Origin of the sequence: Helicobacter pylori FD535 (assembly GCF_000296015.2) — a bacterium.
Lineage (GTDB): Bacteria > Campylobacterota > Campylobacteria > Campylobacterales > Helicobacteraceae > Helicobacter > Helicobacter pylori_CT.
Window position 1 is genome coordinate 23,186 of sequence record NZ_AKHP02000045.1, and the last position, 21,841, is coordinate 45,026.

A 21,841-nucleotide genomic window follows, 5' to 3' on the forward strand; every position below is an offset into this window, starting at 1 on the left:
TTTAACCGATAATAGTTCCAACCAAAAGCAAGGATGCCTTTGGGTTTTTTATAACAAGGAGTTACAACAATGGCTTTTCAGGTCAATACAAATATCAATGCGATGAATGCGCATGTGCAATCCGCACTCACTCAAAATGCGCTTAAAACTTCATTGGAGAGATTGAGTTCAGGTTTGAGGATTAATAAAGCGGCTGATGATGCATCAGGCATGACGGTGGCGGATTCTTTGCGTTCACAAGCGAGCAGTTTGGGTCAAGCGATTGCCAACACGAATGACGGCATGGGGATTATCCAGGTTGCGGATAAGGCTATGGATGAGCAGTTGAAAATCTTAGACACCGTTAAGGTTAAAGCGACTCAAGCGGCTCAAGATGGGCAAACTACAGAATCTCGTAAAGCGATTCAATCTGACATCGTTCGTTTGATTCAAGGTTTAGACAATATCGGTAACACAACTACTTATAACGGGCAAGCGTTATTGTCTGGTCAATTCACTAACAAAGAATTCCAAGTAGGGGCTTATTCTAACCAAAGTATTAAGGCTTCTATCGGCTCTACCACTTCCGATAAAATCGGTCAAGTTCGTATCGCTACAGGCGCGTTAATCACGGCTTCTGGGGATATTAGCTTGACTTTTAAACAAGTGGATGGTGTGAATGATGTAACTTTAGAGAGCGTCAAAGTCTCTAGTTCAGCAGGCACAGGGATTGGCGTGTTAGCAGAAGTGATTAACAAGAACTCTAACCGAACAGGGGTTAAAGCTTATGCGAGTGTTATCACCACAAGCGATGTGGCGGTCCAGTCAGGAAGTTTGAGTAATTTAACCTTAAATGGGATCCATTTGGGTAATATCGCAGATATTAAGAAAAATGACTCAGATGGGAGATTGGTCGCAGCGATCAATGCGGTCACTTCAGAAACCGGCGTGGAAGCTTATACCGATCAAAAAGGGCGCTTGAATTTGCGCAGTATAGATGGTCGTGGGATTGAAATTAAAACCGATAGCGTCAGTAACGGGCCTAGCGCTTTAACGATGGTTAATGGCGGTCAGGATTTAACAAAAGGCTCTACTAACTACGGAAGGCTTTCTCTCACACGATTAGACGCTAAGAGCATCAATGTGGTTTCAGCTTCTGACTCACAGCATTTAGGCTTCACAGCGATTGGTTTTGGGGAATCTCAAGTGGCAGAAACCACGGTGAATTTGCGCGATGTTACCGGGAATTTTAACGCTAATGTCAAATCAGCTAGTGGCGCGAACTATAACGCTGTCATCGCTAGTGGCAATCAAAGCTTGGGATCTGGGGTTACAACCTTAAGAGGCGCGATGGTGGTGATTGATATTGCCGAGTCTGCGATGAAAATGTTGGATAAAGTCCGCTCTGATTTAGGTTCTGTGCAAAATCAAATGATTAGCACCGTGAATAACATCAGCATCACTCAAGTGAATGTTAAAGCGGCTGAATCTCAAATCAGGGATGTGGATTTTGCTGAAGAGAGCGCGAATTTCAATAAAAACAACATTTTGGCGCAATCAGGCAGCTACGCGATGAGTCAAGCCAACACCGTCCAACAAAATATCTTAAGGCTTTTAACTTAGTTTTAAGAAAGGTGTTTGTATGGGGCTAACGCTTTAAGCGTTGGCTTTTGGCTTTAATTTTTACTTCTTTTTTAATGAAATACTCTTTTTGATTTCTTTTTATTACAGGCGGTGATTGTGTTGGATAGTTTTGAGATTTTAAAGGCTTTAAAGAGCTTGGATTTATTGAAAAACGCCCCTGCTTGGTGGTGGCCTAACGCTTTGAAATTTGAAGCTCTACTAGGGGTGGTTTTAACGCAAAACACGAAATTTGAAGCCGTTTTGAAATCTTTAGAAAATCTAAAAAACGCTTTTATTTTAGAAGATGATGATGAAATCAATCTTAAAAAAATCGCTTATGTGGAGTTTTCAAAGCTTGCAGAGTGTGTCCGCCCTAGCGGGTTTTATAACCAAAAAGCCAAACGGCTGATTGATTTGAGCAAGAATATTTTAAAAGACTTTCAAAGTTTTGAAAATTTTAAACAAGAAGTAACCAGGGAGTGGCTTTTAGACCAAAAGGGCATTGGCAAAGAAAGCGCGGATGCGATTTTATGCTATGTGTGCGCTAAAGAAGTGATGGTGGTGGATAAATACAGCTATCTTTTTTTAAAAAAATTAGGCATAGAGATAGAAGATTATGACGAATTGCAACATTTTTTTGAAAAAGGCGTTCAAGAGAATTTAAATTCCGCCTTAGCGCTTTATGAAAACACCATTTCTTTAGCGCAACTTTATGCGAGATTCCATGGAAAGATTGTAGAATTTTCCAAACAAAAATGGGAATTAAAGCTTTGATTTTTAGATTTTTCTTAATCTTAAGCCTTTTAAAAGGCGTTTTATTGGCCAAAAAGGATGGGGATTTTTTCAAACCTCTAGAGCCTACTAAAAAATATTTTGGCTCTTTTAAAATCGGCTACCTTTACCAGCATGCAGAAACGACTAAAAGATCCCCCATCCGCCCTAAAAACCGCCCGCCTATTTTAATGGATAAAATTTATCATGACGCTTCTTTAGGCTTTCAAGCAGGGTTCGTTTTAAAAAAGAAAGCTTTATTAGGGGGGTATTTGGATGCAGGAATGGGCGATTCGTATTTCATGAGCGCTGGATTTATGGCTGGGGTTAGGCTTTTTAAGGGGTGGGTTATCCCTAAAATCGCCTTAGGCTACCAGCTCCAAATTTTAGGGGCTAAGATTGATAAGTATCAATTCAATATCCAATCAGCGGTGGGGAGTGTGGGCTTGTTTTTCAATGCGGCTAAAAATTTTGGCTTGAGTATAGAAGCAAGGGGTGGTATCCCTTTTTATTTCATCCAAAGCAAATTTTCTAAAGCCTTTGGCACGCCACGATTGAACATCTATTCTGTTGGTATCACTTTCACCTTTTATGATTTTACGAGATTTTTAGGGTAAAATATTCATTTTGATAACCAAATTATAGAGTATAAAAACCATAATTAGACAAACCTTTAAGGATTTATGATGATTTTCATTGATGCATGTTTTAGAAAGGAAATACCTTATACGCCCATTTGGATGATGAGGCAAGCGGGGCGTTACCTTAGCGAATACCAAGAGAGCCGTAAAAAAGCGGGGAGTTTCTTGGAATTGTGTAAAAATAGCGATTTAGCCACAGAAGTTACCCTACAGCCGGTAGAGATTTTAGGCGTGGATGCGGCTATTTTGTTTAGCGATATTTTAGTAGTGCCTTTGGAAATGGGCTTGAATTTGGAGTTTACCCCTAAAAAGGGGCCGCATTTTTTAGAGACTATTACGGATTTAAAAAGCGTGGAAAGCCTAAAAGTAGGGGCTTATAAACAACTGAACTATGTCTATGATACGATTTCTCAAACGCGCCAAAAGCTTTCTAAAGAGAAAGCGTTAATCGGTTTTTGCGGATCGCCTTGGACTTTAGCGACTTACATGATAGAAGGCGAGGGGAGCAAATCGTATGCTAAAAGCAAGAAAATGCTTTATAGCGAGCCTGAAGTTTTAAAAGCGCTTTTAGAAAAATTAAGCCTTGAATTGATAGAGTATTTGAGCCTTCAAATCCAAGCAGGGGTCAATGCAGTGATGATCTTTGACTCATGGGCTAGCGCTTTAGAAAAAGAAGCGTATTTGGAATTCAGTTGGGATTATTTGAAAAAAATCTCTAAAGAGCTTAAAAAACGCTATGCGCATATCCCGGTTATCCTTTTCCCTAAAGGGATTGGCGCTTATTTGGATAGCATAGATGGGGAATTTGATGTGTTTGGCGTGGATTGGGGCACGCCTTTAACTGCGGCAAAAAAGATTTTAGGCGGTAAGTATGTTTTGCAAGGGAATTTAGAGCCCACCCGCCTTTATGATAAAAACGCTTTAGAAGAAGGGGTTGAAAGGATTCTAAAAGTCATGGGCCATCAAGGGCATATTTTTAATTTAGGGCATGGGATGCTGCCGGATTTACCCAGAGAAAATGCAAAATATTTAGTGCAATTAGTGCATGCTAAAACTAAACGATAGGGGGATTTGATGAAAACGATTATAAGATATGCTAGTTTATGGGGCTTGTGTGCGGCTTTAACTCTAGCCCAAACCCCCTCTAAAACCCCCGATGAAATCAAGCAAATCCTTAACAATTACAGCCATAAGAATTTAAAGCTCATTGATCCGCCGACAAGTTCTTTAGAAGCAACACCGGGTTTTTTGCATTCGCCTAAAGAAACAGCGACCACTATCAATCAAGAGATTGCTAAATACCATGAAAAAAGCGATAAAGCCGCTTTGGGGCTTTATGAATTGCTAAAGGGGGCTACCTCTAATCTCAGTTTGCAAGCGCAAGAACTCAGCGTCAAGCAAGCGATGAAAAACCACACCATCGCCAAAGCGATGTTTTTACCCACCTTAAATACGAGTTATAATTTTAAGAATGAAAATAGGGATACTCCGCACTTTAAGAAATACAACACGCAACAACTCCAAGTTGAAGTCAAATTGAATGTGTTTAATGGTTTTAGCGATGTGAATAATGTCAAAGAAAAGTCTGCGACTTACCGATCCACTGTGGCTAATTTAGAGTATAGCCGCCAAAGCGTGTATTTGCAAGTGGTGCAACAATATTATGAGTATTTTAATAATTTAGCTCGCATGATCGCTTTGCAAAAGAAATTAGAGCAAATCAAAACGGACATTAAAAGGGTTACCAAACTCTATGATAAAGGGCTAACCACGATTGATGATTTGCAAAGCTTAAAAGCGCAAGGGAATTTGAGCGAATACGATATTTTAGACATGCAATTTGCTTTGGAGCAAAACCGCTTGACTTTAGAATACCTCACTAATCTCAATGTGAAAAATTTAAAAAAGACTACGATTGATGCGCCTAATTTGCAATTAAGAGAAAGGCAGGATTTGGTTTCTTTAAGGGAGCAAATTTCTGCACTCAGATACCAAAACAAGCAACTCAATTATTACCCCAAGATAGATGTGTATGACTCATGGCTTTTTTGGATCCAAAAACCCGCTTACGCTTTGGGGAGTTTTGGGAACTTCTTCCCCGGTCAGCAAAACACGGCTGGGGTTACTGCGACTTTGAATATTTTTGATGATATAGGGTTGAGCTTGCAAAAACAATCTATCATGCTAGGCCAATTAGCGAATGAAAAGAATTTAGCGTATAAAAAATTAGAGCAAGAAAAAGACGAACAGCTTTACAGAAAATCGCTTGATATCGCCAGAGCCAAGATTGAATCTTCCAAGGCTAGTTTGGATGCAGCTAATCTTTCTTTTGCCAATATTAAAAGGAAATACGACGCTAATTTAGTGGATTTCACCACCTATTTAAGGGGCTTAACCACGCGCTTTGATGCGGAAGTGGCTTACAATTTAGCGCTCAACAATTATGAAGTGCAAAAAGCCAATTACATTTTCAACAGCGGGCATAAAATAGACGACTATGTGCATTAAGGGGATAAAAATGATACGAAAAATTTTAATAGGACTTTTTTTGAGTTTTTTGAGCATGGAAGCTGGCGAAAAAGTGTATGCGATTTTCAATGTGAAAGCGATACAAGATTCCAAGCTCACTCTGGATAGCACAGGGATTGTGGATAGCATTAAGGTTACTGAGGGGAGCGTGGTCAAAAAGGGCGATGTTTTGTTGCTTTTGTATAATCAAGAAAAACAGGCTCAAAGCGATTCTACCGAGCAACAACTCATTTTCGCTAAAAAGCAATACCAACGATACAGCAAAATTGGGGGCGCTGTGGATAAAAACACTCTAGAGAGTTATGAGTTCAATTACAGGCGTTTGGAATCGGATTACGCTTATTCTATTGCGGTATTGAATAAAACCATTTTAAGAGCCCCTTTTGATGGCGTAATAGCGAGTAAAAACATTCAAGTGGGCGAAGGGGTGAGTGCGAATAACACCGTGTTATTGAGATTAGTCAGCCATGCTAGGAAATTGGTTATTGAATTTGATTCTAAATATATTAATGCAGTCAAAGTGGGGGACACTTACACTTATTCTATAGATGGGGATTCCAATCAGCATGAAATTAAAATCACTAAGATTTACCCCACCGTTGATGAAAACACCAGGAAAGTGAGCGCTGAAGCCCTTTTGTCTAAGCCTATGGCAGTGGGGCTTTTTGGCGATGGGTTTATCCAAACGAAATAATAGGATATTTTGATGTATAAAACAGCGATTAATCGTCCTATTACGACCTTAATGTTTGCTTTGGCGATTGTCTTTTTTGGGACTATGGGTTTTAAAAAATTGAGCGTGGCGCTTTTCCCTAAAATTGATTTGCCTACAGTGGTGGTTACTACGACTTATCCTGGGGCTAGCGCTGAAATCATAGAGAGTAAGGTAACCGATAAGATTGAAGAAGCGGTGATGGGGATTGATGGGATCAAAAAGGTTACTTCTACGAGTTCTAAAAACGTGAGTATCGTCGTCATTGAATTTGAGTTAGAAAAACCTAATGAAGAAGCCTTAAACGATGTGGTTAATAAAATTTCTTCGGTGCGTTTTGATGACTCTAACATTAAAAAACCCTCTATCAATAAATTTGATACTGACAGCCAAGCCATTATTTCATTGTTTGTGAGCAGTTCAAGCGTGCCGGCTACAACCCTTAATGACTACGCTAAAAACACCATCAAACCCATGCTCCAAAAAATCAATGGGGTAGGGGGCGTACAGCTCAACGGCTTTAGGGAGCGCCAGATTAGGATTTATGCCGATCCCACTTTGATGAATAAATACAACCTGACTTATGCCGATCTTTTCAGCACGCTTAAAGCGGAGAATGTGGAAATTGATGGGGGGCGCATTGTCAATAGCCAAAGGGAATGGTCTATTTTAGTGAATGCGAATAGTTACAGCGTCGCGGATGTAGAAAAGATTCAAGTGGGCAATCATGTGCGTCTTAGCGATATTGCAAAGATTGAAATCGGTTTGGAAGAAGACAACACTTTTGCGAGCTTTAAAGACAAACCCGGTGTGATTTTAGAAATCCAAAAGATTGCCGGAGCGAATGAAATTGAAATCGTAGATAGGGTGTATGAAGCTTTAAAACACATTCAAGCCATTAGCCCTAGTTATGAAATCAGACCCTTTTTAGACACCACGAGCTATATCCGCACCTCTATTGAAGACGTGAAATTTGACTTGATTTTAGGGGCGATTTTAGCGGTTTTAGTGGTGTTTGTGTTCTTGCGTAACGGCACGATCACCCTCGTTTCAGCGATCTCTATCCCCATTTCTATCATGGGGACTTTTGCGCTCATCCAATGGATGGGCTTTTCATTAAACATGCTCACCATGGTGGCTTTAACGCTAGCGATAGGGATTATCATTGATGATGCGATCGTGGTGATTGAAAACATCCATAAAAAGCTAGAAATGGGCATGAGTAAACGAAAAGCGAGCTATGAGGGGGTGAGGGAGATTGGCTTTGCTCTAGTAGCGATTTCAGCGATGCTGCTCTCTGTTTTTGTGCCTATAGGGAACATGAAAGGCATTATCGGGCGCTTTTTCCAAAGCTTTGGGATCACGGTGGCTTTAGCGATCGCTCTCTCGTATGTGGTGGTCGTTACGATTATCCCCATGGTAAGCTCAGTCGTGGTCAATCCCAGGCATTCTCGTTTTTATGTGTGGAGTGAGCCTTTTTTTAAGGCTTTAGAGTCTCGTTATACCCGATTGCTCCAATGGGTATTAAACCACAAGCTCATTATCTCTATAGCGGTGGTTTTGGTGTTTGTGGGTTCGCTTTTTGTGGCTTCTAAATTGGGTATGGAGTTCATGCTGAAAGAAGATAGGGGGAGGTTTTTGGTGTGGCTTAAGGCTAAACCGGGCGTGAGCATAGATTACATGACACAAAAGAGTAAGATCTTTCAAAAAGCGATTGAAAAGCATGCTGAAGTGGAATTTACCACTTTGCAAGTGGGTTATGGCACCACACAAAACCCTTTTAGAGCGAAAATTTTTGTGCAACTCAAGCCTTTAAAAGAGCGCAAAAAAGAGCACCAATTGGGGCAATTTGAGTTGATGAGCGCTTTAAGGAAGGAATTAAGAAGCATGCCTGAAGCTAAAGGTTTAGATACTATTAATCTTTCTGAAGTCGCTCTTTTAGGGGGCGGTGGGGATAGTTCGCCTTTTCAAACCTTTGTGTTTTCCCATTCTCAAGAAGCGGTGGATAAAAGCGTGGAGAATTTGAAAAAATTCTTATTAGAAAGCCCTGAATTAAAAGGCAAGGTTGAAAGCTATCGTACAAGCACGAGCGAATCGCAACCGCAATTGCAACTGAAAATCTTAAGACAAAACGCTAACAAATACGGCGTGAGCGCTCAAACCATTGGATCAGTGGTGAGCTCTGCTTTCTCTGGGACTTCTCAAGCGAGCGTGTTCAAAGAGGATGGTAAAGAATACGACATGATCATTAGAGTGCCTGATGACAAGCGCGTTTCTGTAGAAGACATTAAACGCTTGCAAGTGCGTAACAAATACGATAAATTGATGTTTTTAGACGCTTTAGTGGAAATCACAGAAACTAAAAGCCCGTCCAGTATTTCTCGCTATAACCGCCAACGCAGCGTTACGGTGCTTGCTGAGCCTAATAGGAATGCGGGCGTTTCTTTGGGCGAGATTTTAACGCAAGTGAGCAAAAACACTAAAGAATGGCTGGTTGAAGGGGCGAATTACCGATTTGCCGGTGAAGCGGATAACGCTAAAGAGAGCAATGGGGAGTTTTTGATCGCTCTAGCGACAGCGTTTGTGTTGATTTATATGATTTTAGCGGCGTTGTATGAGTCCATTTTAGAGCCTTTTATCATCATGGTTACCATGCCTTTAAGCTTTTCAGGGGCGTTTTTTGCTCTAGGTTTAGTCCATCAGCCTTTGAGCATGTTCTCTATGATAGGCTTGATCTTGCTCATTGGTATGGTGGGTAAAAACGCCACGCTTTTAATTGATGTGGCGAATGAAGAGCGTAAAAAAGGTTTGAATATCCAAGAAGCCATTTTGTTTGCCGGCAAAACCCGTCTGAGACCGATTTTAATGACGACCATTGCGATGGTTTGCGGCATGCTGCCTTTAGCGTTGGCGAGTGGGGATGGAGCGGCGATGAAATCCCCTATAGGGATTGCGATGAGTGGGGGCTTGATGATTTCTATGGTGTTAAGCTTACTCATTGTGCCGGTGTTTTATCGTTTGCTCGCTCCCATAGACGACAAAATCAAGCGGTTTTATCAAAACCAAAAAACTTTAGAATGAAAAAAATTGTTTTAATTTTGGCTTTATGGGCGGGCTTGTTAGGGGCGTTTGAGCCTAAAAAAAGTCATATTTATTTTGGGGCTATGGTCGGTTTAGCCCCTATTAAAATAACCCCAAAACCCGTTAGCGATTCTTCTTATACGGCTTTTTTATGGGGGGCTAAAGGGGGGTATCAATTCGCTTTTTTTAAAGCTCTAGCGCTAAGGGGTGAATTTTCCTACCTTATGGCGGTAAAACCCACCGCATTGCACACGATTAACACTTCTTTATTGAGCATGAATGTAGATGTGTTGAGCGATTTTTACACTTACAAAAAATACAGCTTTGGGGTGTATGGGGGGCTTGGGATAGGGTATTTTTATCAAAGCAACCATTTGGGCATGAAAAATAGTTCGTTTATGGGTTATAACGGCTTGTTTAATGTGGGGCTTGGCAGCACGATTGATTACCACCACCGCATAGAGATTGGGGCTAAAATCCCTTTTTCAAACACCAGAAATTCTTTTAAAAATCCTTATTTTTTAGAGAGCGTTTTTATCCATGCGGCTTATAGTTACGCTTTTTAAAGGGCACGTTATCAAGCAACTGATTGATCGTTGCTATTAAGATTGATAAGATAGATTGCTGGTTGTTAAGGGAGTTGGGTTATTTTTGCTGTATAATAACTCTTAAAAGGGTTAAGCCATGATTTATAAAAACAATAAAATAGATTTAAAGAATGAACGCTTTAGCAAAAACCGCTCTTTTAAGGGCATTAAAAAGAAAATCGCTAAAAAATATACAATCAAAAACTCGCCTTTGACAATTTACTCCTTAAAAACGCATTCAAATTCTTCTCTATCCTTTAACAAAAAAATCTTCTTAGGGCTAGGGTTTGTTTCAGCTTTGAGTGCTGAAGATTATAATAGTTCGGTGTATTGGCTCAATAGCGTGAATGAAAATAATAACAACAAATCCTACTATATCAGCCCTTTACGCACTTGGGCTGGGGGGAGTAGGAGTTTTACGCAAAACTACAACAACAGCAAATTGTATATAGGGACAAAAAACGCTTCTTCAACGCCCAATAATTCTTCTGTGTGGTTTGGGGAAAAGGGCTATGTAGGTTTTATTACAGGGGTTTTTAAGGCAAAAGACATTTTTATCACAGGGGCTGTTGGCTCAGGTAATGAGTGGAAAACCGGTGGGGGAGCGATACTGGTTTTTGAAAGCTCAAACGAATTAAACACTAACGGGGCTTATTTTCAAAATAACAGAGCCGGGACGCAAACTTCTTGGATCAATTTGATTTCCAATAACAGCGTGAATTTGACAAACACGGATTTTGGCAACCAAACCCCTAATGGGGGCTTTAATGCTATGGGGCGAAAGATTACTTATAATGGTGGGATCGTCAATGGTGGGAATTTTGGCTTTGATAATGTGGATAGCAACGGCACAACCACCATTAGCGGAGTGACTTTCAATAATAACGGCGCGCTCACCTATAAGGGTGGGAATGGTATTGGGGGGAGCATCACCTTCACTAACTCTAATATCAATCATTATAAACTCAATCTTAACGCCAATAGCGTTACCTTTAATAACAGCACTCTAGGGAGCATGCCTAATGGCAACGCTAATACTATAGGAAACGCCTACATTCTTAATGCGAGTAATATTACTTTTAATAATTTGACCTTTAATGGGGGTTGGTTTGTTTTTAATAGATCTAATACTAATGTTAATTTTCAAGGCACAACCACGATCAACAACCCCACTTCACCCTTTGTTAATATGAGCGCTAAAGTTACCATTAATCCTAATGCGATTTTTAATATTCAAAATTACACGCCTAGCATAGGGAGCGCTTACACGCTTTTTAGCATGAAAAATGGCAACATCACTTATAATGATGTGGGTAATTTATGGAATATCATCAGGCTTAAAAACACGCAAGCCACAAAAGACAACAGCAAAAACGCTACTTCCAACAACACCCACACTTACTATGTAACCTACAATTTAGGTGGCACGCTCTATCATTTTAGACAAATTTTTAGCCCTGATTCTATTGTTTTACAATCTATTTATTATGGCGCGAACGATATTTACTACACCAATAGCGTGAATATCCATGACAATGTTTTTAATTTAAAAAATATTAAAGATGATAGAGCTGACACGATTTTTTATCTTAACGGCTTAAACACTTGGAATTACACTAATGCGAGATTTGCTCAAACCTATGGCGGGAAAAACAGCGCTTTAGTCTTTAACGCTACGACCCCTTGGGCTAATGGCAGCATCCCTAAATCTAACAGCACGGTGCGTTTTGGGGGGTATGAGGGAGTCAATTGGGGGAAAACGGGCTATATCACCGGCACTTTCACAGCCGATAGGGTTTATATCACCGGTAACATGATGACTGGTAACGGCGCTCAAACCGGTGGGGGGGCGACTTTGAATTTTGTGGGTGCGACTGAAGTCAATATCGCCGGGGCTACCTTTAAAAACTTAAAAACCACTTCACAAAACTCTTACATGACTTTTGTCGCTTTAGGGAATGGCTCTGGGAGCGCTAAAATCAATGTTTCTCAGTCTGATTTTTACGATTGGACGGGTGGGGGGTATGATTTTACCGGTAATGGCGCTTTTGATAGCGTGAATTTCAACAAAGCCTATTACAAATTTCAAGGCGCTGAAAATTCTTACACTTTTAAAAACACGAACTTTTTAGCAGGGAATTTTAAGTTTCAAGGCAAGACCACCATTGAAAAATCCGTTTTAGATGACGCTTCTTATTCTTTTGATGGCGCGAATAACACCTTTAATGAAGACAAATTTAATAGTGGTTCGTTTAATTTCAACCATGCAGAGCAGACAGACGCTTTCAACAACAACTCGTTTAATGGCGGATCGTTTAATTTTAACGCCAAGCAAGTGGATTTTAGTGGGAACTCGTTCAATGGGGGCGTGTTTAATTTCAATAATACTCCTAAAGTCAGTTTTACTGATGACACCTTTAATGTGAATAACCAATTCAAAATAAACGGCGCTCAAACGGATTTTACTTTCAATAAGGGCGTTATTTTCAACATGCAAGGGCTTTTGAGCAGCCTAAGCGTAGGCACGACTTACCAATTGCTTAACGCTAAAAGCGTGGATTATAAGGATAACAATAACGCTTTGTATCAAATGTTGCGTTGGATTAGTGGGGAAAACCCTAGCGGCACGCTAGTGGATAAAAATCAATCCGCGCCAAGCAGCACTAAAATTTATAATGTCCAATTCACCGATAACGGCTTGACTTACTACATCAAAGAAAATTTTAATAATGGGATCACGCTCACTCGTTTATGCACTCTAGGCTATACGCATTGCGTGAATATCCATAATGATGTATTTCATCTTAAAAATATCAATAATAACGCCAGTAACACCGTATTCTATCTTAATGGCATGACGACTTGGAAGACTGCTGGCACAGGCGTTTTCACGCAAGATTATAGCGGCGCTAACAGCGTTTTAGTGTTCAACCAAACCACCCCTTTTCTTGCTGGAGCGAATCCCGCTTCTAATAGCGTGGTGGGTTTTGGGAAAACTTCAGGGGCTGAATGGGGGCTAGTGGGCTATATTCAAGGCGTTTTTAAAGCCAATCAAATTGATATTACCGGCACGATTCGCTCCGGCAATGGGGCTAAAACCGGTGGGGGTGCGACTTTGGTGTTTAACGCTCAAAAGCGTTTGAATATCGCTAACGCTAGTTTGGATAGCGATAAAGCCGGTTTGCAAAATTCATGGATGAATTTCATTGTCAATAACGGCAACTTGAATGCAACAAACGCAAATTTTAGAAACCAAACTCCGCATGGAGGCTTTAACCTTAAAGCGAATGATATTACTTTTAATGGGGGGTCTGTGAGTGGAGAGGGGAATTTTGGCGTGGATAACGCTAGCGCTAACGGAAATGCCGTGATTAAGAATGTTAATTTTAGCGATAACGGCACTTTGATTTATAAAGGGGGTGAAAGCAGTGCCGGAAATTCCCTAACCCTAGAAAACAACACTTTCAATTCTTACAATATCAACGCCAGAGCGCAAAATCTAATTTTTAACAACAACTCGTTTAATGGCGGGAGCTATTCGTTTAACGACACTAAAAACACCACCTTTAAAGGCGTAAACACGCTCATTAACAGCGATCCTTTCAGCCGCCTTCAAGGATCAATCGCTATTGACCATAATAGTGTTTTTAACATTGAAAGGGATTTGACCAACAACACCACCTACACGCTTTTAAGCGGGAATAACATTAAATATAATAATGAAATTGCGGCGGATAACGCTTTTTCAAAAAATTTATGGAATCTGATTCATTATGGTGGCGAACGAGGGACTTTATTAAGAGCGGATAATAACACTTTTTTTGTGCAATTCACTCAAAGCAACGGCCAAAAATTTGTTTTTGAAGAAACTTTTAATTCTAACTCTATCACTTACAAATATTTCACTATCCATTCTTCGCCTTTCCACACAGACGCTGATTCTAAGGATATTTGGAGTCAAGTGAGGAAGCAATTTGATTTCATTCCAGGAAAAACCCCTGTGTGTGTTGGCGTGTGCTATATCGCGCCTTATAAAAATCAAGACCTTATCGGCTCTAGCGCTTTTGCGTGGTCGCTGAACTTTGGGGCTACGGTGGTAGGGACTTTGCTTTTAGGGAGCGCTCAAGAAAAGACCAATAACAATGGCGGATCTATCTGGTTTGGTAAGAATAATTTGCTGTATTTGCATGGCAATTTCAACGCGACTAATATCTTTTTAACGAATAATTTTAATGTCGGCAACCCTAACGCTGGCGGTGGGGCGACGATCAGTTTTAACGCTGATGAAACCTTGAACGCTGACGGGTTGGATTACACGAATTTCCAAACCGTGGCTATGGGCTTACAAACCAGCGCGAGCCAGCATTCATGGGCGAATTTTAATTCCAAGCTTTCTATGGAAATTAAAAACTCTAACTTTAGAGATTTCACATGGGGAGGCTTTAATTTCAATTCAGGGCGTATCGCTTTTGAAAACACCACTTTTAGCGGCTGGACCAATATTAACGGAGCGACTGAGAGCGGCTCATCGTATGTGAATATGGTTGCGAATACGGATTTGATTTTTTCTAATTCCATTTTAGGGGGGGGCATCCGCTATGATTTGAAAGCTAATAACATTGTTTTCAATAACTCTCAAATAGTCATTGATGTGTCTAAGAATGTGAATCAGTCTTCATTGAATGGGAATGTGACTTTCAATAATTCCAGGCTTTCAGTCAAGCCCAACGCTGCTATTAATATTGGGGATAGCCAAACTCAGACGACTTTAGAAAACGCTTCAAGCCTTTCTTTTTACAACAACAGCGTGGTGAATTTTAACGGCACAACCGCTTTTAACGGGGTGTCTTATTTGAATTTGAACCCTAACGCTCAAGTAAGCTTCAATCAAGCAAATTTCAATAACGCTAATGTAACCTTTTATGGCATCCCGCTATTTGGTAAAACGCCTGATTTTGGCAACTCCACACGCCTTATCAATTTCAAAGGGAATACGAATTTTAATCAAGCCACGCTCAATTTAAGGGCTAAAAATATCCATATCAATTTCCAAGGGGCTTCCACTTTTAAACAAAACTCTGCGATGAATCTAGCTGAAAGTTCTCAAGCGAGCTTTAATACGCTTAGCGTAGAAGGGGAAACGAATTTCAACCTCAACGGCTCAAGCTTGTTGAACTTCAATGGTGATAGCGTTTTTAACGCTCCTGTGAGTTTTTATGCCAATAATTCTCAAATTTCTTTCACTAAACTAGCAACCTTTAATGCAGACGCTTCATTTGATTTAAGCAACAACAGCACCCTGAATTTTCAAAGCGTTCTTTTAAATGGCGCTCTAAACCTTTTAGGCAATGGCAATAACGCTTTATTTATTAATGCAAGCGGGAATTTCAGCTTTGGAACTCAAGGGATTTTGAATCTGTCTAATGTGAATTTATTTGATGCAGAAAACAAGCCCTTAGTTTATAATATTTTACAAGCTCAAAACATTCAGGGTTTGATGGGGAATAACGGCTATGAGAAGATCCGTTTTTACGGCATACAGATTGACAAGGCTGATTACTCGTTTAATAACGGCGTTCATTCTTGGAGTTTCACTAACCCGCTCAATACGACTGAAACGATTACAGAAACCTTGCATAACAACCGCTTGAAAGTGCAGATCTCTCAAAACGGCGCTTCTAATAATACGGCATTTAATCTCGCTCCTAGCTTGTATGATTACCAAAAAAACCCTTATGATGAAAGCGCGAATTCCTATAATTACACAAGCGATAAGACCGGTACTTATTATTTGAATAGCAATATCAAAGGCTTTAATCAAAACCATGAAATACCCGGGACTTATAACGCGCAAAACCAACCCTTACAAGCCTTACACATTTATAATCAGGCTATCACTAAACAAGATTTAAGCGTTATTGCCAGCTTGGGTAAGGAATTTTTGCCTAAAATAGCCAATCTTTTATCTTCAGGGGCTTTAGATCATCTCAATCTCAATAGCCCGAATAGTTTTGAAACTCTTTTTGATATTTTAAAGAAATATGGTATCACTTTAACTCAAGAAAATTGGAAGAGCTTACTAGGTATTATCAATGGTTTTTCCAACACGGCTAATTATCATTTCTCTCAAGGCAATCTCGTGGTAGGGGCAATCAAAGAGGGGCAAACGAACACTAACAGCGTGGTGTGGTTTGGAGGCGATGGGTATAAAAATCCATGCGCAATTGGGGATAACACTTGCCAGATGTTCAGACAAACTGATTTAGGGCAACTGCTCCATTCCACTTCGCCTTATTTAGGCTACATTAACGCTAATTTTAGGGCTAAAAACATTTACATTACCGGAACCATCGGCAGCGGGAACGCTTGGGGGAGCGGAGGGAGCGCGAATGTGTCTTTTGAAAGCGGCACTAATTTGGTGCTCAATCAAGCCAATATTGACGCTCAAGGGACCGATAAAATCTTTTCTTATCTGGGGCAAGGTGGCATTGAAAAGCTTTTTGGGGAAAAGGGCTTGGGGAATATCCTTTCTAATATTATTTATGAAGAGAGTTTGAACAATAACGCTATCCCTAAAGATCTAGCCAGCATGATCCCTAAAGATTTTGGATCTAAGACTTTAAACTCTTTGCTTAGCCCTACTGAAGTGAATAACCTCTTAGGCGTGAGCGCATTCAAAAACGCGATCATGGAAATCTTAAATTCTAAAACAGTGGGCGATGTTTTTGGTGAAAACGGGCTTTTAAACGCATTGGATCCAGCAAAAAGAAAAGAAATCGATCAAATGCTTTTAGAACAAATCCAAGCCCATTCTTCAGGGTTTGAAAAATTCATCGTTAAAACTTTAGGGATTGAAAATGTAGAGAATTTCATCAATAACTGGTATGGAAAACAAAGCTTGAGTTCTTTTGCCAATAATTTTGTGCCTGGAGGATTAAATCAAGCCCTTGATAAAATAGGTTCTAACTCTGATACCAAAGACTTACAGAGTTTCTTAGACAAAACGACCTTTGGGGATATTCTCAATCAAATGATCCATCAAGCCCCCTTAATCAATAAGCTCATTTCTTGGCTGGGTCCGCAGGATTTAAGCGTGTTAGTGAATATCGCTTTAAATAGCATCACTAATCCTAGTAAGGAATTATTGGGCGCGATTTCTGGAATGGGTCAAAAAGTGCTGAACGATTTGTTAGGCGAAGGCGTAGTGGATAAAATCATGAGCAATCAAGTTTTAGGGCAAATGATCAATAAGATTATTGCCGATAAGGGCTTTGGAGGCGTTTATTATCAAGGTTTGGGATCCATACTGCCTAAACCTTTACAAGATGAGTTAAAACAATTGGGCATGGGTTCTTTGCTCAAACCTAAAGGTTTGCACAATCTCTGGCAAAAAGGGAATTTTAATTTCGTGGCTAAAAACCATGTGTTTGTGAATAACAGCTCGTTCAATAACGCCACAGGGGGGGAATTGGATTTTGTAGCGGGCAAGTCCATTATCTTTAACGGGAAAAACACCATTAATTTCACGCAATATCAGGGCAGGCTTTCATTTATTTCTCAAGATTTTTCTAACATTTCACTAGATACCTTAAACGCTACCAACGGCTTAACGCTGAATGCTCCTAAAAATGACATTAGCGTTCAAAAAGGTCAGATTTGCGTGAATGTGCTAAATTGCATGAGCGAGAAAAAAGCTAATTCTTCAAACACAAGCGCTCCAACCGATGAAACTTTAGAAGTGAATGCGAATAATTTTGCTTTCTTAGGAACAATTAAAGCGAACGGCTTAGTGGATTTTTCAAAAGTCTTACAAAATACCACGATCGGAACTTTGGATTTAGGGGCGAACGCCACTTTTAAAGCCAATAACTTGATCGTGAATAACGCTTTTAACAACAAGTCTAATCATAGGGCTGATATTAGCGGTAATCTCAATGTGCTAAAAGGAGCGATCCTCAGCACGAATGAAAATGGTTTGAATGTGGGGGGCGATTTCAAGAGCGAAGGGTCATTAATCTTTAATCTTAATAACCCCACCCATCAAACGATTATTAATGTAACTGGCACTTCCACGATCATGTCTTATAACAACCAGACTCTAATCAACTTAAACACCCAACTTAAACAGGGCGCTTACACGCTTATGGACGCTAAACGCATGCTTTATGGTTATGACAATCAAATCATTCGTGGAGGGAGCTTGAGCGATTACCTCAAACTCTACACTTTGATTGACTTTAATGGCAAACGCATGCAATTAAATGGCGATTCGTTAAGCTATGACAACCAACCGGTCAATATTAAAGATGGGGGTCTTGTGGTAAGCTTTAAAGACAATCAAGGGCAAATGGTGTATTCATCTATCCTTTATGATAAGGTTCAGGTCACTGTTTCAGAGAAACCCATGGATATTCATGCACCTAGTTTGGAATACTATATCCAACACATTCAAGGCAGTGCCGGTTTGAATGCGATCAAATCGGCTAACCATAACGCTGTCAATTGGTTGAATGCGCTTTTTGTGGCTAAAGGAGGTAATCCCTTGTTCGCACCTTACTATTTGCAAGACACGCCCACCAAACACATTGTGACTTTAATGGAAGATGTGAGCAGCGCTTTAGGCATGCTCACTAAACCCAGTCTCAAAAACAATTCCACCGATGTTTTGCAACTCAACACTTACACGCAACAAATGGGCCGTCTAGCCAAGCTTTCTAATTTCGCTTCCTTTGATTCAACGGATTTTAGCGAACGCTTGAGCAGCCTTAAAAACCAAAGATTTGCTGATGCAATCCCTAACGCGATGGATGTGATTTTAAAATACTCTCAAAGGAATAAATTAAAAAACAACCTTTGGGCAACCGGCGTTGGGGGCGTAAGCTTTGTGGGAAATGGCACAGGGACGCTCTATGGTGTCAATGTAGGCTATGACAGATTCATTAAGGGTGTGATTGTTGGAGGGTATGCGGCTTATGGGTATAGCGGGTTTTATGAACGCATCACTAGTTCTAAATCGGATAATGTAGATGTGGGCTTGTATGCGAGGGCTTTTACCAAAAAGAGCGAGCTGACCTTTAGCGTTAATGAAACTTGGGGGGCTAATAAAACCCAAATCAGTTCTGCTGACACTTTGCTTTCTGTGATCAACCAGTCTTATAACTACAGCACATGGACGACGAACGCGAGAGTCAATTATGGGTATGATTTCATGTTTAAAAATAAAAGCATCATTTTAAAACCTCAAATTGGTTTAAGGTATTACTATATTGGCATGACTGGTTTAGAAGGAGTGATGAATAACACGCTCTATAACCAGTTTAAAGCAAATGCGGATCCGTCTAAAAAATCCGTTTTAACGATTGATTTTGCTTTTGAGAACCGCCATTATTTTAACACAAACTCTTATTTTTATGCGATTGGCGGCATTGGCAGGGATTTGCTTGTGAGATCTATGGGGGATAAATTGGTGCGTTTCATTGGTAACAACACTTTGAGTTACAGAAAGGGCGAGCTTTATAACACTTTTGCGAGCATCACTACAGGCGGGGAAGTGAGGTTGTTTAAAAGCTTTTATGCGAATGCTGGGGTGGGGGCTAGGTTTGGATTGGATTACAAAATGATCAACATCACCGGAAATATTGGAATGCGTTTAGCGTTTTAAAAGGTGGGGGCTTACCCCTTTTTTGAGCCATTAAACGAATCAATGATGGGAAGTATTTAACGCATGCGTTCTTTTGGTGTTAGTAACATGCGATTAGCGCTTAGTAAAAATAAAATAATGCCACCAATAATGAAAAATGTTGAAGTTGCTAAAACCAGTATAATATCAATCCCTTGAAAAGCTTTGATTAGAAGTTGATTAAGGTAGTAAAAAATAGATGTTTTGATAAATAATTGACCAATATTAGGTAGGTATTCTAAAGGAACAAAAACATTACAAGACATTAGTGCATAGAGATTGATGATATTACAAAATCCTAAGATGCTTTGTTCGTTTTGAAAAATTCTAGCTACAAAAATTGCCAAGCAAAAACAAAACAATGTGCTTGAAAAAACACTAACAAACCCCAAAATAAGCGCTTTAAAATTAAGAATAGTGATGATATTGAGCGCATAAAAAGAGAGAACAATAAAGATAAAAGCATATAGGATTACAACGATTAGTCTTGAAGCGATTAATGCTAGAGTTATTTGTTTGAAAGTTGCTGGTGATAGCATGTAGAACAAGAATATATTATGCGATCTAGAGCTTGTTATAGCTTGAGTGAGACCAAAGATCGCGCTAGAAATAATAAGGAGTCCCATTAGACCTATAATATTATTAAAGTAAAAAATTTCAGTGGTATTTTTTGAAAAAACAAAAATTAGTAATAGGAGCATTAAAATAGGATAAATAAAAGTCCAAAATAGTGCGCTTGTATTGGTGAGATAAGATTTGATTTCAAGTTTTAGGATAGATAGAATTGCTCCCACTAAATATCCTTTAGTAATGCTAATAAGTCTTTTGTGGTTGGTTTTTCTTTAAAGTTAAAAGTTTTAGCTACAGATTTTAATGTAGAGTTTAAAGGTTTGTATTGAGTAATGTTGCCATTCTTAAGGAGCAATACCCATTCGCAACTCTCTAAGACAATAGGATCATGAGTGGCGATGATACTTGTAAGTTTCTGGGTGTTGCGCAAGCTTATGAGATTTGATAGTCTTATAAGAGCATTTTGCTCTAAACTGGCTGGTTTCTGGTTCATCCATAATAATTAATTGGGGGTGGTGGTGGCTAAGAGCTAAGTCAATCTTTAAGCGCTGTTTTTGTCCATCACTTAGGTGTTCGTAGGTTTTATTCAAAAGATTTTTTTCAAATAGATTTGGAGTGCAGTTTTTGTGAAAAAATTGATAGAATTTAAAAAGGTCGTTTGCGTTTAATCCAGGTGGATAGTTGAATAGGTTAGAGACAACTCCCAATTGTTTGCGTTGTGGTATAACATTGTCGTGGTATGGAATATTATTGTTTTGTGCTTTAAAATTATAGTCTGATCTAATGCCTAGAATAGTGTTGATAAGCGTTGATTTTCCAGCACCATTTGTGCCAATAATAGCTGTGCTAGTATGATTTTTAAATGAAAAATCTTGTATATTTAAAGCGTTTTTGAGCATGTTTTTTATAGGCGTGATGCTGATATTAGAAATCATAAAATCCCCTTTGCATAAAATCCCCTTTGATAGAAATGATTTAAAATCCCATCTAGGGTCATTGTATTCAAATGATGGTTTTATTTAGCGCAATGTTGCTAAAAAATTAACCAATCTTTGTTAAAACGAGCCAAAAGTATTACTATTAGATACGCTCTAATCGTATAAAACAATAAATATAAAACGATTTTAAAAAGCGTTCCAACTCCAAAAAACAGACAAAGCCAAAGCTTTAAATAAGAAAGACCCTAAAAAATCAACGGGGTTTTTGATTTTTCATTATCAAAACCCTAAATACCCTCTCATTTTTTGTCCGTTATTGGTTTTATGGGTGTTTTAACATGTAAAATTCCAACGCTTTTTCAAAGAGGAGCGAGCGGTTAGAAAAACCTTTCTCTTTCATGTATTCATCCACTTTAGCCATAAAACTAGGCGAGAGCAAAACGCTATGGTTGATTCTTCGCTCTTTACTTGTTTTTTCTTCGTATTCTATTTCTTCTATTTCAGCTAACAAACTGGGCGAGAGCGAAATGTTAAAACCGCTCTTTCGTTCGCTGCTCACTTTTATTTCTGCTTCTAACTCGGCTAATTCGGTTAGCAACTTTTTGCGTTTCGCTTGTAAAGCTTGAATGGTTGTGTGCACTTTATGGTGTTCCATTATTGCTCCTTAAAGTATCTTTATTTTTCGCATTCTACTATAAAATAGGATTTTGTGGGTAAATCCATTAAGAATG

General features: G+C 39.4%; 11 protein-coding genes and 1 pseudogene. 9 read left to right on the forward strand and 3 right to left on the reverse strand.

Translation table 11 applies throughout. From position 1 onward, the window contains the following. Window positions 1-69 precede the first annotated feature (69 nt). The 9 genes from DV63_RS14900 (at window position 70) to DV63_RS14940 (ending at window position 19,584) form a co-directional block, all read left to right on the forward strand. Entirely contained in the window at window positions 70-1,602 is a 1,533-nt protein-coding gene (locus tag DV63_RS14900; protein WP_000885496.1) for a flagellin A, read from the forward strand. Between the two features lie 117 nt (window positions 1,603-1,719). After that, a complete protein-coding gene (locus DV63_RS14905; protein WP_000887228.1) occupies window positions 1,720-2,376 on the forward strand; it encodes a 3-methyladenine DNA glycosylase in 657 nt (218 codons plus the stop codon). Beyond that, the gene (locus DV63_RS14910; protein WP_000577358.1) at window positions 2,373-2,990 is read left to right on the forward strand and encodes a hypothetical protein; all 618 of its coding nucleotides are present in this window, start codon (window positions 2,373-2,375) and stop codon (window positions 2,988-2,990) included. Before DV63_RS14905 ends, DV63_RS14910 begins: the two co-directional genes overlap by 4 nt. A 69-nt stretch (window positions 2,991-3,059) precedes the next feature. Next, window positions 3,060-4,079, forward strand: coding sequence for a uroporphyrinogen decarboxylase (hemE, locus tag DV63_RS14915; RefSeq protein ID WP_020982454.1), 1,020 nt, complete (start codon window positions 3,060-3,062; stop codon window positions 4,077-4,079). 9 nt (window positions 4,080-4,088) lie between these two features. Continuing rightward, the gene (hefA, locus tag DV63_RS14920; protein ID WP_000848853.1) at window positions 4,089-5,522 is read left to right on the forward strand and encodes an efflux RND transporter outer membrane subunit HefA; all 1,434 of its coding nucleotides are present in this window, start codon (window positions 4,089-4,091) and stop codon (window positions 5,520-5,522) included. Between the two features lie 10 nt (window positions 5,523-5,532). After that, window positions 5,533-6,237 carry an efflux RND transporter periplasmic adaptor subunit HefB gene (hefB, locus tag DV63_RS14925; RefSeq protein WP_000619649.1) on the forward strand — a complete coding sequence of 235 codons (705 nt, stop codon included), beginning with the start codon at window positions 5,533-5,535 and terminating at the stop codon, window positions 6,235-6,237. Window positions 6,238-6,249: 12 nt separating this feature from the next. After that, window positions 6,250-9,336 (forward strand): efflux RND transporter permease subunit HefC, encoded by a 3,087-nt coding sequence (gene hefC, locus DV63_RS14930; protein ID WP_000278419.1) that lies wholly within the window; start codon window positions 6,250-6,252, stop codon window positions 9,334-9,336. Next, a complete protein-coding gene (locus tag DV63_RS14935; protein ID WP_000725035.1) occupies window positions 9,333-9,902 on the forward strand; it encodes an outer membrane beta-barrel protein in 570 nt (189 codons plus the stop codon). The genes hefC and DV63_RS14935 overlap by 4 nt, the downstream gene beginning before the upstream one ends. A 118-nt stretch (window positions 9,903-10,020) precedes the next feature. After that, window positions 10,021-19,584 carry a vacuolating cytotoxin domain-containing protein gene (locus tag DV63_RS14940; RefSeq protein WP_000639552.1) on the forward strand — a complete coding sequence of 3,188 codons (9,564 nt, stop codon included), beginning with the start codon at window positions 10,021-10,023 and terminating at the stop codon, window positions 19,582-19,584. A gap of 56 nt (window positions 19,585-19,640) precedes the next feature. On the opposite strand, the gene DV63_RS14945 is transcribed toward DV63_RS14940, so the two are convergent. From DV63_RS14945 to DV63_RS14955, 3 genes and pseudogenes are all read right to left on the reverse strand, one after another. Next, complete coding sequence (locus DV63_RS14945; protein ID WP_000500922.1) at window positions 19,641-20,396, reverse strand: ABC transporter permease; 756 nt, start codon at window positions 20,394-20,396, stop codon at window positions 19,641-19,643. After that, window positions 20,396-21,107 (reverse strand): annotated as a pseudogene (locus tag DV63_RS14950) (ATP-binding cassette domain-containing protein). The gene DV63_RS14945 and the pseudogene DV63_RS14950 overlap by 1 nt, the downstream one beginning before the upstream one ends. A 325-nt stretch (window positions 21,108-21,432) precedes the next feature. Continuing rightward, window positions 21,433-21,765: a ribbon-helix-helix domain-containing protein gene (locus DV63_RS14955; RefSeq protein ID WP_000399938.1), complete on the reverse strand. Its 333-nt coding sequence runs from the start codon at window positions 21,763-21,765 to the stop codon at window positions 21,433-21,435. Window positions 21,766-21,841: the final 76 nt, after the last annotated feature.